The organism is Xanthobacter nonsaccharivorans (assembly GCF_043194755.2).
In the GTDB taxonomy this organism is placed as follows: domain Bacteria; phylum Pseudomonadota; class Alphaproteobacteria; order Rhizobiales; family Xanthobacteraceae; genus Xanthobacter; species Xanthobacter autotrophicus_G.
Map to the genome: position 1 here is coordinate 1,806,916 of NZ_CM195526.1, position 12,101 is coordinate 1,819,016.

10 protein-coding genes are annotated in these 12,101 nt (G+C 65.8%); all 10 read left to right on the forward strand.

Annotated features, from left to right (window positions below; genetic code table 11):
• Positions 1-2 precede the first annotated feature (2 nt).
• The 10 genes from nuoF (at position 3) to V5F59_RS08340 (ending at position 11,893) form a co-directional block, all read left to right on the forward strand.
• Entirely contained in the window at positions 3-1,307 is a 1,305-nt protein-coding gene (gene nuoF / locus V5F59_RS08295; RefSeq protein WP_393982034.1) for an NADH-quinone oxidoreductase subunit NuoF, read from the forward strand.
• A gap of 119 nt (positions 1,308-1,426) precedes the next feature.
• Entirely contained in the window at positions 1,427-3,505 is a 2,079-nt protein-coding gene (gene nuoG, locus V5F59_RS08300) for an NADH-quinone oxidoreductase subunit NuoG (RefSeq protein ID WP_393982033.1), read from the forward strand.
• A gap of 66 nt (positions 3,506-3,571) precedes the next feature.
• Positions 3,572-4,591 carry an NADH-quinone oxidoreductase subunit NuoH gene (nuoH, locus tag V5F59_RS08305; protein WP_393982032.1) on the forward strand — a complete coding sequence of 340 codons (1,020 nt, stop codon included), beginning with the start codon at positions 3,572-3,574 and terminating at the stop codon, positions 4,589-4,591.
• A 43-nt stretch (positions 4,592-4,634) separates the two neighbouring features.
• A complete protein-coding gene (nuoI, locus tag V5F59_RS08310) occupies positions 4,635-5,123 on the forward strand; it encodes an NADH-quinone oxidoreductase subunit NuoI (protein WP_203192867.1) in 489 nt (162 codons plus the stop codon).
• Positions 5,124-5,297: 174 nt separating this feature from the next.
• A complete protein-coding gene (locus tag V5F59_RS08315; protein WP_393982031.1) occupies positions 5,298-5,912 on the forward strand; it encodes an NADH-quinone oxidoreductase subunit J in 615 nt (204 codons plus the stop codon).
• An 11-nt stretch (positions 5,913-5,923) separates the two neighbouring features.
• Positions 5,924-6,232, forward strand: coding sequence for an NADH-quinone oxidoreductase subunit NuoK (nuoK, locus tag V5F59_RS08320; protein ID WP_282889075.1), 309 nt, complete (start codon positions 5,924-5,926; stop codon positions 6,230-6,232).
• 4 nt (positions 6,233-6,236) lie between these two features.
• Positions 6,237-8,162 (forward strand): NADH-quinone oxidoreductase subunit L, encoded by a 1,926-nt coding sequence (nuoL, locus tag V5F59_RS08325; RefSeq protein ID WP_393982030.1) that lies wholly within the window; start codon positions 6,237-6,239, stop codon positions 8,160-8,162.
• Positions 8,163-8,164: 2 nt separating this feature from the next.
• The gene (locus V5F59_RS08330; protein ID WP_393982029.1) at positions 8,165-9,676 is read left to right on the forward strand and encodes an NADH-quinone oxidoreductase subunit M; all 1,512 of its coding nucleotides are present in this window, start codon (positions 8,165-8,167) and stop codon (positions 9,674-9,676) included.
• A gap of 15 nt (positions 9,677-9,691) precedes the next feature.
• Positions 9,692-11,122: an NADH-quinone oxidoreductase subunit NuoN gene (gene nuoN / locus V5F59_RS08335; RefSeq protein WP_393982028.1), complete on the forward strand. Its 1,431-nt coding sequence runs from the start codon at positions 9,692-9,694 to the stop codon at positions 11,120-11,122.
• A gap of 3 nt (positions 11,123-11,125) precedes the next feature.
• On the forward strand, positions 11,126-11,893 hold the full coding sequence (locus tag V5F59_RS08340) for a biotin--[acetyl-CoA-carboxylase] ligase (RefSeq protein ID WP_393982027.1): 768 nt from the start codon (positions 11,126-11,128) through the stop codon (positions 11,891-11,893).
• The last annotated feature ends 208 nt before the right edge of the window (positions 11,894-12,101 follow it).

Here is a 12,101-nt window from a genome sequence, read left to right on the forward strand (position 1 = left end):
ACATGCTCGCCGATAAGGACCGCATCTTCACCAACCTCTACGGTTTCCACGACTTCGGCCTTCAGGGCGCGCTCAAGCGCGGGAATTGGGATGGCACCAAGGCCATCCTGGAGAAGGGCCGGGACTGGATCATCAACGAGATGAAGGCGTCCGGCCTGCGCGGTCGCGGCGGCGCCGGCTTCTCCACGGGCATGAAGTGGTCCTTCATGCCCAAGCAGTCCGACGGCCGGCCCCATTATCTGGTGGTGAACGCCGACGAATCCGAGCCCGGCACCTGCAAGGACCGGGAGATCATGCGCAACGATCCGCATACGCTGATCGAAGGCTGCCTGATCGCCTCCTTCGCCATGGGGGCGCATGCCGCCTACATCTATGTGCGCGGCGAGTACATCTACGAGCGCGAACGCCTGCAGGCCGCCGTGGACCAGGCCTATGAGGCGCGCCTCATCGGCAAGGACAACGTCCACGACTATCCCTTCGATCTCTACGTGCACCACGGTGCCGGCGCCTATATCTGCGGCGAGGAGACGGCCCTCCTGGAGAGCCTCGAGGGCAAGAAGGGCATGCCGCGCCTGAAGCCCCCGTTCCCGGCGAACATGGGCCTCTACGGCTGCCCCACCACGGTGAACAACGTGGAGAGCATTGCGGTCGCCCCCACCATCCTGCGGCGCGGCGCGGCGTGGTTCTCCTCCATCGGTCGCCCCAACAATGTGGGCACCAAGCTGTTCAGCCTCGCCGGCCACGTGAACACGCCCTGCGTGGTGGAAGAGGCCATGAGCATCCCGTTCAAGGAGCTCGTGGACAAGCACGGCGGCGGCGTGCGCGGCGGCTGGGACAACCTGCTGGCCATCATCCCCGGCGGCGCATCCTGCCCGGTGATCCCGGCGGAGCAGTGCGAAGACCTGATCATGGACTTCGACGGCACCCGCGCCGCGAAGTCCTCCTTCGGCACGGCCGGCGTGCTGGTGATGGACAAGTCCACGGACATCATCAAGGCCATCGCCCGCATCTCCGCCTTCTTCAAGCACGAGAGCTGCGGCCAGTGCACGCCCTGCCGCGAAGGCACGGGCTGGATGTGGCGCGTGGTCAACCGCATGGCCGAGGGCCGTGCCCAGAAGCGCGAGATCGACCTGCTGCTGGAGGTGACGACCCAGATCGAGGGCCACACCATCTGCGCGCTGGGCGATGCCGCGGCGTGGCCGGTGCAGGGGCTGATCCGGCACTATCGTCATGTGATCGAGGCCCGCATCGACCAGTATGCGGCCAACCCGCATCCGGACCCGGTGGTCCCGGTCGCGGCGGAGTGAGAACGTCCCGCGTGGCGCGCAACGTCGCGACAGGTGGGAAGAGGACTGACACGGAAGGCCTGGCGCCCTGCGCCGCGTCTCCCGCCGTGCGCAGCGCGGCATAAGGCGAGGTGGAAGTGATGGCGAAGATCGTCGTCGACGGCACAGAAGTCGATGTCCCGGCCGAATACACGCTGCTCCAGGCGTGCGAGGCGGCCGGCGTCGAGATTCCGCGCTTCTGCTTCCACGAGCGGCTGTCCATCGCCGGCAACTGCCGCATGTGCCTCGTCGAGGTGAAGGGCGGCCCGCCCAAGCCCACCGCCTCCTGCGCCATGGCGGTGAAGGACCTGCGCCCCGGCCCCAACGGCGAGCCGCCGGTGGTGCTCACCAAGAGCCCCATGGTGAAGAAGGCCCGCGAAGGGGTGATGGAGTTCCTGCTCGTCAACCATCCGCTGGACTGTCCCATCTGCGACCAGGGCGGCGAGTGCGACCTGCAGGACCAGGCCATGGCCTACGGCGCGGATACCTCGCGCTTCGCCGAGAACAAGCGGGCGGTCGAAGACAAGTACATCGGCCCGCTGGTGCGCACCTCCATGAACCGGTGCATCCACTGCACCCGCTGCGTGCGCTTTTCCACGGAAGTTGCTGGCGTGCCGGACCTCGGCGCCATCGGCCGCGGCGAGGACATGGAGATCACCACCTATCTCGAGCACGCCATGCGCTCGGAGATGCAGGGCAACGTGGCGGACCTGTGCCCGGTGGGCGCCCTCACCCACAAGCCCTATCAGTTCCATGCCCGGCCGTGGGAACTGATCAAGACCGAATCCATCGACCTCATGGATGCGGTGGGCTCCAACATCCGCATCGACACTCGCGGCCGCGAGGTCATGCGCATCCTGCCGCGCAACAATGACCTCGTGAACGAGGAGTGGATCTCCGACAAGTCGCGCTATGTGTGGGACGGCCTGAAGGTCCAGCGCCTCGACCGCCCCTATGTCCGCAAGGACGGCCGGCTCGTGCCCGCTTCCTGGAGCGAGGCCTTCGCCACCATCGCCGCGAAGGTGAAGGCGGCCGCACCCGCGAAGGTCGGCGCCTTCGTCGGTGACCTTGCGAGCGTCGAGGAGGTGTTCGCCCTCAAGACGCTGTTGGGCAAGCTCGGCTCCGCCAATGTGGATTGCCGGCAGGACGGGGCCGCGCTCGACCCGAGCCTGGGCCGCGCCACCTATGTGTTCAATCCGGGCATCGCCGGCATCGAGCAGGCGGACGCCATCCTGCTGGTGGGCACGGATCCGCGCCACGAGGCCTCCGTCATCAACGCGCGTATCCGCAAGCGCTGGCGGCAGGGCGGCCTCAAGGTGGGCCTTATCGGTCCCAAGGTGGATCTCACCTACGCTTACGACTATCTCGGCGCCGGTCCCGACAGCCTTGCCGCTCTCGCCGGCTCCTCCGGTTTCGGCGAGGTACTCCGCAAGGCGGAGCGGCCGCTGGTCATCATCGGCCAGGGCGCGCTGGCGCGGCCCGATGGCGCGGCCGTTCTCTCGCTCGCGGCCCGCGTCGCGGTGTCGGTCGGGGCGGTGAAGGACGGCTGGAACGGCTTTGCGGTGCTGCACACCGCCGCTGCCCGCGTGGGTGCGCTCGACGTGGGCGCGGTGCCGGGCGATGGTGGGCTGGACGTCAACGCCATGGCAGCCCCCGGCGGGCTGGAGGTGGCCTTCCTGCTGGGTGCGGACGAGGTGGACGTGGCGCCCGGCGCCTTCGTGGTCTATCTCGGCACCCATGGGGACAAGGGCGCCCATCGGGCGGACGTGATCCTGCCCGGGGCCGCTTATCCGGAGAAGTCCGGCCTCTATGTGAACACGGAGGGCCGGGTGCAGTTCGCGAACCGCGCCGCCTTCCCGCCTGGCGAGGCCCGGGAGGATTGGGCGATCCTGCGCGCCCTCTCGGAAGTGCTGGGGCAGACGCTGCCCTTCGACAGCCTGTTCGCCTTGCGCGCGCAGCTGGTGGCGGCCCACCCGCACCTTGGTCATGTGGACGAGGTGGCCGCGGCCGATGCCGGCGCCGTCGCGGCGCTTGCCCAGAAGGGCGGGGACGTGGACAAGACGGCGTTCGCGCCGGTGATCGAGGATTTCTTCCTCACCAATCCCATCGCCCGCGCCTCCGCGGTGATGGCCGAATGCTCCGCGCTGCGGCTCGCCGCGGCGGCTCAGGCGGCGGAGTGACGGCATGGGCATCGGTGCGAATGGCGAAGCTGGGAACGGCACGGGCCTTGGTATGGGGTTTGGGACATGAGCTGGCAGGATACCCTTATCCATGTGCTGATCATCCTCGGGCAGAGCTTGGCTCTGCTCGTGGCGCTGCTGATCTTCATCGCCTTCATCCTGCTCGCTGACCGCAAGATCTGGGCGGCGGTCCAGCTGCGGCGCGGCCCGAACGTGGTGGGCCCCTTCGGCCTGCTGCAGTCCTTCGCGGACCTGTTGAAGTTCGTGCTGAAGGAGCCGACTATTCCGGCGGGCTCCAACAAGGCGATCTTCCTTCTGGCGCCGCTGGTGACCTGTGTGCTCGCGCTCGCCGCCTGGGCGGTGGTGCCGGTCGCCAATGGCTGGGTCATCGCCGACCTGAACGTGGGCGTGCTCTACATCTTCGCCATCTCGTCGCTCGGCGTGTACGGCATCATCATGGGCGGCTGGGCGTCGAACTCGAAGTATCCCTTCCTCGCCTCCCTGCGCTCGGCGGCGCAGATGGTGTCCTACGAGGTGTCCATCGGCTTCGTGATCATCACGGTGCTGATGTGCGCGGGCTCACTGAACCTCTCGCAGATCGTCGAGGCGCAGAACGGCCGGCTGGGCTTCCTGAACTGGTACTTCCTGCCGCTCCTGCCCATGTTCGTCATCTTCTTCATCTCGGCGCTGGCCGAGACGAACCGCCCGCCCTTCGACCTCGTGGAAGCGGAGTCGGAGCTGGTGGCGGGCTTCATGACCGAATACGGCTCCACCCCCTACCTGCTGTTCATGCTCGGCGAGTATGTGGCCATCATGACCATGTGCGCCATGGCGACGATCCTGTTCCTCGGCGGCTGGCTGTCGCCGCTGCCGTTCCCGCCCTTCACCTGGGTGCCGGGGCTGGTGTGGTTCGTCATCAAGCTGTGCTTCATGTTCTTCCTGTTCGCGATGGCGAAGGCCATGGTGCCCCGCTATCGCTACGACCAACTCATGCGGCTTGGCTGGAAGGTGTTCCTGCCCATCTCGCTTGTGGCCGTGGTGGTGGTCGCCATGTTCCTGCACTTCACCGGGACGGCGCCGCGATGAGCCGTCTCAGCCTTAATCCGCACCGCCTTCCGGGAGAGCGCAAATGAAGCTCGATCAGGCCGCGCGCGCCCTTTTCCTCACGGAGCTCGTCTCGGGCTTCTTCCTTGCCATGCGCTATTTCTTCAAGCCCAAGGCGACGCTGAACTACCCGTTCGAGAAGGGGCCGCTCTCCCCGCGCTTCCGCGGCGAGCATGCGCTGCGCCGCTATCCCAACGGGGAAGAGCGCTGCATCGCCTGCAAGCTGTGCGAGGCCATCTGCCCGGCGCAGGCCATCACCATCGAGGCTGGGCCGCGCCGCAATGACGGCACGCGCCGCACCACCCGTTATGACATCGACATGGTGAAGTGCATCTATTGCGGCTTCTGCCAGGAAGCATGCCCGGTGGACGCCATCGTCGAGGGCCCGAACTTCGAGTTCGCCACCGAGACGCGTGAAGAACTTTATTACGACAAGGAAAAGCTGCTCGCGAACGGCGACCGGTGGGAGCGCGAGATCGCGCGGTCCATCGCGCTCGATGCGCCGTACCGCTGAGCGCGGATCGAGTGCCGGCGCAGGCCGGCACGAAGGAATGAGGCTGCGGCGCGCGTTCTGCGCGGCGTCACGACAGTGGACTTTTGGGATGCGTCAAGGCAATCGACAGGCCGGCCGCCATACGGGGCCGGACATGACCGGCGCGGGCGCGCCGCGGGGAGGGGGGCTTCGCGCATGAGCGTCGCGGCAGCGTTTTTCTATCTCTTCGCCTTCGTGCTGGTGGCGTCCGCCTTCATGGTGATCTCGTCGCGCAATCCGGTACAGTCGGTGCTCTTCCTCATCCTCGCCTTCGTGAACGCGGCGGGCCTCTTCATCCTGATCGGCGCGGAGTTTCTCGCGCTGATCCTGGTGGTGGTCTACGTGGGCGCGGTGGCGGTGCTCTTCCTCTTCGTCGTGATGATGCTCGACGTGGACTTCGTCGAGCTGCGGCAGGGCTTCCTGCAATACCTGCCGGTGGGCGTGGTGGTGGGGCTCATCTTCCTGGCCGAGCTGGTGATGGTGGTCGGAGCGTGGGCCACGGGGCCTGGCGTCGCCTCCGCCGTGAAGTCCGCGCCGCCGTCCGCGGGCGACGTGAGCAACGTGGCGGCCATCGGCCGGGTACTCTACACGGATTACGTCTACTTCTTCGAGGCGGCGGGCTTCGTGCTGCTGGTCGCCATGCTCGGCGCCATCGTGCTGACGCTTCGCCACAAGGCGAACGTGAAGCGCCAGAACATCTCGGCCCAGGTTGCCCGCACCGCCAAGACCGCTATGGACGTGGTCAAGGTGCGCCCTGGCCAGGGCCTTTGAGGGGGATGGGCATGGACATCGGTCTCTCCCACTATCTCACGGTTGCCGCGATCCTGTTCACGCTCGGAACGCTCGGCATCTTCCTCAACCGGAAGAACGTGATCGTCATCCTCATGTCGGTGGAGCTGATCCTGCTCGCCGTGAACATCAACCTCGTCTCCTTCTCCGCCTTCCTGGGGAACCTGACAGGGCAGATCTTCGCGCTGCTCGTCCTCACCGTCGCGGCGGCCGAAGCAGCCATCGGCCTCGCCATCCTCGTGGTGTTCTACCGCAACCGCGGTTCGATCGCCGTCGAGGACATCAACGCCATGAAGGGCTGAGGCCATGTATCAGGCGATCGTCTTCCTCCCCCTCGTCGGCTTCCTCATCGCCGGCCTGTTCGGCCACAAGATCGGCGCGCGGGCGAGCGAGGTGGTGACCACCTCCCTGCTCTTCATCGCCTGCATCCTCGCCTGGATCGCGTTCTTCGCCGTCGGCTTCGGCGACCATGACACGCGCGTCCAGGTCATGAAGTGGATCTACGTGGGTGACCTCAAGGTCGATTGGGCGTTCCGGATCGACACCATGACCGTGATCATGCTGATCGTGGTCACGACCGTGTCGTCGCTGGTGCACCTCTACTCCATCGGCTACATGCACGAGGACCCGAGCCGGCCCCGCTTCTTCGCCTATCTCTCGCTCTTCACCTTCGCCATGCTGATGCTGGTGACGGCGGACAACCTGCTCCAGCTGTTCTTCGGCTGGGAAGGCGTGGGCCTCGCGTCCTATCTGCTCATCGGCTTCTGGTACGAGAAGCCCTCGGCGAACGCGGCGGCCATGAAGGCCTTCGTGGTGAACCGGGTGGGCGACTTCGGCTTCATGCTGGGTATCTTCGCCATCTTCGTGATGACGAACTCGGTCACCTTCGAGCAGGTGTTCGCCGCCGCCCCGGGCCTCGCCGGCAAGACCATTCCCTTCCTCGGCCATCACTGGGATGCGCCGACGGTGATCGCGCTGCTGCTGTTCGTGGGCGCTTGCGGCAAGTCGGCCCAGTTCCTGCTGCACACCTGGCTGCCGGATGCGATGGAGGGCCCGACCCCGGTGTCCGCCCTCATCCACGCCGCCACCATGGTGACGGCCGGCGTGTTCATGGTGGCGCGCATGTCGCCCATCTTCGAATTGTCGCAGACGGCCCTCAACGTGGTGATGCTGGTGGGGGCGACCACCGCCTTCTTCGCCGCCACGGTTGGCCTGGTGCAGAACGACATCAAGAAGGTGATCGCCTATTCCACCTGCTCCCAGCTTGGCTACATGTTCGTGGCCATGGGGGCGGGGGCGTATTCCATCGGCATGTTCCATCTGCTCACGCATGCCTTCTTCAAGGCGCTGCTGTTCCTCGGTGCCGGCTCGGTCATCCACGCCATGCACCACGAGCAGGACATGCGGCACATGGGCGGCCTGCGGAAGAAGATCCCCTACACCTACTGGGTGATGGTGATCGGCACCCTTGCCATCACGGGCTTCCCAGGGCTTGCAGGCTATTTCTCGAAGGACGCCATCATCGAGTCGGCCTATGCGAGCCACAACTATTTCCATGTCTACGGTTACTGGATGACCGTGATCGCCGCGGCGCTTACGGCCTTCTATTCCTGGCGGCTCATCTTTCTCACCTTCTGGGGCCATCCCCACGACGCGCACCATTACGAGCATGCCCACGAGAGCCCGCTGGTGATGACCATCCCGCTTGGAGTGCTCTCCCTGGGCGCGATCTTTGCCGGATGGGCGTTCTACGGCGTCTTCGTGGGTGAGGGCGTGCACGACTTCTTCCGTCAGTCCATCTTCATGGGGGCGGAGAACCACATCCTCCATGCCATGCATGAGATCCCCGGCTGGGCGGCCTACATGCCGACCCTCATGATGGTGATCGGCTCTCTGATCGCGGTCTGGTTCTACCTCGTGAACCCGGCGGTGCCGGTGGCCCTCGCCAAGTCCCAGGATGCGCTCTACCAGTTCCTGCTGAACAAGTGGTACTTCGACGAGCTCTACAATTTCATCTTCATTCGGCCTGCCTTGTGGATCGGCCGGGTGCTGTGGAAGCGCGGCGACGGCACCATCATCGACGGCTTCGGGCCTGACGGGGTTTCCGCCCGGGTGCTCGACGTGACCGGCCGGGTGGTGCGGCTGCAGACCGGCTACCTCTACCATTACGCCTTCGTGATGCTCATTGGCGTCGCGGCCCTCATCACCTGGTTCATGTTCGCCGGAGTGTGACGATGACCGACTGGCCCATCCTCTCCGTCGTAACCTTCCTGCCGCTCGTCGGCGCGCTCTTCATCCTTGTGGTGCGGGGCGATGATGAGGTGTCCGCCCGCAATGCCCGATGGGTGGCGCTGTGGACCACGCTCGTTACCTTCGTGGTGTCGCTGCTTCTGCTGCCGGGCTTCGACGCGGCCGCACCGGGCTTCCAGTTCGTGGAGAAGAAGGCCTGGCTGGGCGAGATCGCCTCCTACCACATGGGCGTGGATGGCATCTCGCTGCCCTTCGTCATCCTCACCACCTTCCTCATGCCCTTCTGCATCCTCGCCTCCTGGGAGAGCGTGCATAAGCGCGTGAAGGAATACATGATCGCGTTCCTGGTGCTCGAGACCATGATGCTCGGCACCTTCACGGCGCTTGACCTCGTCCTCTTCTATTTCTTCTTCGAGGGCGGCCTCATCCCGATGTTCCTCATCATCGGCGTGTGGGGTGGGCCTCGGCGCATCTACGCGGCCTTCAAGTTCTTTCTCTACACCCTGGCCGGCTCGGTGCTCATGATGCTCGCCATCATGGCCATGTACTGGAAGGCCGGCACCACCGACATCCCGGCCCTGCTGACCTTCGGCTTCCCGTCCGGCATGCAGGTCTGGCTATGGCTGGCCTTCTTCGCTTCCTTCGCTGTGAAGATGCCCATGTGGCCGGTGCACACCTGGCTGCCGGACGCCCACGTGGAGGCGCCCACCGCCGGCTCGGTGATCCTGGCGGGCGTGCTGCTGAAGATGGGTGGCTACGGCTTCCTGCGCTTCTCGCTGCCCATGTTCCCGGAGGCGAGCCACTATTTCGCGCCGCTGGTGTTCACCCTCTCCGTCGTCGCCATCATCTACACCTCGCTGGTGGCGCTGGTGCAGGAGGACATCAAGAAGCTCATCGCCTATTCGTCCATCGCCCACATGGGCTTCGTGACCATGGGCATTTTCGCCATGAACGAGCAGGGCCTTCAGGGGGCCATGTTCCTCATGATCTCCCACGGCTTCGTCTCCGGCGCGTTGTTCCTGTGCGTGGGCGTCATCTACGATCGCCTGCACACCCGCGAGATCGCGGCCTATGGCGGCCTTGTCCACCGCATGCCGCTCTACGCCACCGTGTTCATGGTGTTCACCATGGCGAACGTGGGCCTGCCGGGCACCTCCGGCTTCATCGGCGAGTTCCTCACCATGCTCGCCGCCTTCGAGCGCAACACCTGGATCGCCTTCTTCGCGGCGACCGGCGTGATCCTCTCGGCGGGCTATGCTCTCTACCTCTATCTCCGCGTCATCTTCGGGCCGCTGGAGAAGGAGAAGCTGAAGTCCATGATGGATCTCTCCCCGCGGGAGATTGGCATCATGGTGCCGCTGGTGATCATCACCGTGCTCTTCGGCGTGTGGCCCGCGCCGATCCTCAACATGACTTCCCATGCGGTGAACGCGGTCGTCGCGCGCACCGACCAGGTGGCCGGCGCGGTGAAGACCGCCCTGCTGCTGAGCTTCTGATTTCGAGGTCGCCTCATGTCGCAGCTCCTGCCTCCCGTCGGCGCGGTCCTGCCCGAACTGCTGCTCGCCGTTTCGGCGATCGTGCTGATCCTCATCGGCGCGTTCCGCGGCGAGGGGTCGGCCAATTTCGTCACCGGTCTCGCCATCGCGGTGCTGGCTGCCGCCGGCGTGCTGGTGCTGCTGCAGCCGTCGGGTGAGGTGACCGCGTTCAACGGCTCCCTCGTGATTGACGCCTTCGGCCGCTACATGAAGCTGCTGTCGTCCATCGGCGCCGCCGTGTCGCTCATCATGTCGGTGGAGTGGCAGGCGCGGGAGAAGCAGGCGAAGTTCGAATATGCCGTGCTGGTCATCCTCGCGACGCTTGGCATGTTCATGCTGGTGTCCGCGGGCGACCTGATCGCGCTCTATCTCGGCCTCGAGCTCATGAGCCTGTCGCTCTACGTGGTCGCCGCCATCAACCGGGATTCGGTGCGCTCCACCGAGGCGGGCCTCAAGTACTTCGTCCTCGGCGCGCTCTCCTCCGGCATGCTGCTCTATGGCGCCTCGCTGATCTATGGCTTCACCGGCTCGGTGAATTTCCTGCAGATCGCGGCGGTGGCGAAGGAGCCGTCCATCGGCCTCATCTTCGGCATCGTGTTCCTGCTGGCGGGTCTTTGCTTCAAGGTGTCCGCGGTGCCGTTCCACATGTGGACGCCGGACGTGTACGAGGGGGCGCCGACCCCGGTGACCGCCTTCTTCGCCACGGCACCGAAGGTGGCCGCCATGGCCATCTTCGTGCGCGTGGTCATCGAGGCGTTCCCGCATGTCGCGCACCAGTGGCAGCAGATCGTCGCCTTCGTTTCGCTCGCCTCCATGGTGCTCGGCGCCTTCGCCGCCATCGGCCAGCGCAACATCAAGCGGCTGCTCGCCTATTCCTCCATCGGCCATATGGGTTTCGCGCTGGTCGGCCTCGCCGCCGGCACGACGGAGGGTGTGCGCGGCGTTCTGGTCTACATGGCCATCTACGTGATGATGACGATCGGCTCGTTCGCCTGCGTCCTCACCATGCGCCGCAAGGGGCAGGCGGTGGAGACCATCGAGGACCTCGCCGGTCTCTCCCGCCGCAACCCGCTGATGGCGCTGATGCTCGCCGCGCTCATGTTCTCGCTGGCAGGCATTCCGCCGCTCGCGGGCTTCCTCGCCAAATACTACGTCTTCGTCGCGGCCATCCAGGCGGGTCTCTACAGTCTTTCCGTGGTGGGCGTGCTCGCTTCGGTTGTGGGTGCGTTCTACTACCTGCGCGTCGTCAAGATCATGTATTTCGACGAGCCGGCAGAGGCGTTCGATCCCATGCCGACCGAGCTGAAGGCGGTCCTGGCGGTGAGCGGGCTTTTCACGATCTTCTATTTCGTCTATCCCGCTCCTCTTATTGAGGCGGCGGGTGCCGCTGCCCGTTCGCTCTTCTGATCGATGGCTCATTACGAATTCCAGGGTTCCACGGTTCCCATCGTCCGTTTCACCCAGATCGGCTCCACCAACGCCGAGGGGCTCGCGCGCCTGCAGCGGGGAGAGACGGTGCCGGTGTGGCTCGTCGCCGACATTCAGACGGCGGGTCGCGGGCGGAGGGGCCGGCTCTGGACGTCTGAGCTCGGCAATCTGTTCGCGACGCTGGTTCTGCCCAATCCGGGCCCGGCGGCGAATTTGCCCCAGCTGTGTTTCGTGGCGGGCCTCGCCCTGCGTGACGCGGTGCTGTCCGCCGCCCCACAGCTCGCCAGCGAGACGCTGAAGCTGAAGTGGCCCAACGATCTGCTGCTGGATGGCGGCAAGGTGGCGGGCATCCTGGTGGAGGGCGGCTCGGATGCCGCCGGCAAGCCCGCCGTCGTGATCGGGTTCGGCGTCAATTGCCTGCACCATCCCGAAGACCTGCCCTACAAGGCCACCAGCCTGGAAGCCAACGGCGCCCCCACTGCGCCGGACCGGCTTCTGGAGGCGCTCGATCTCGCCATGGCGGTCCGCCTCAATCAGTGGAATGCCGGCGCGGGGTTCCAGGGCATCCGCTCCGACTGGATGCGCCATGCCCTCGGGATGGGCGACCAGGTGAGCGTGAAGATCGGCACCCGCGAGGTGGTGGGCCGGTTCGAGAACATCGATGCGCGCGGCGCCATGATGCTCCGGCGGCGCGACGGGGTGGCGGAGATCATCACTGCCGGCGACGTGTCGCTGCATCTCCCGGAGTGAAGCGCCGGCACGCTGTTAAACGGGCCGGGCGCGCCGGAATTACCGGCGGCGGGCTTGCAATGCGCCTGCGAGGTCGCATCATGCGCGGGACTGCGCCTTTTCGCCTTGTGGCCTGCGCGTGGATCGCCGGTCACAAGACATCTCCCATATTCCTCCTGCCGGCCCGCTGCCATCGTGAGCGCGGGTCGGCCCCGTTCCTGGAAGTGAT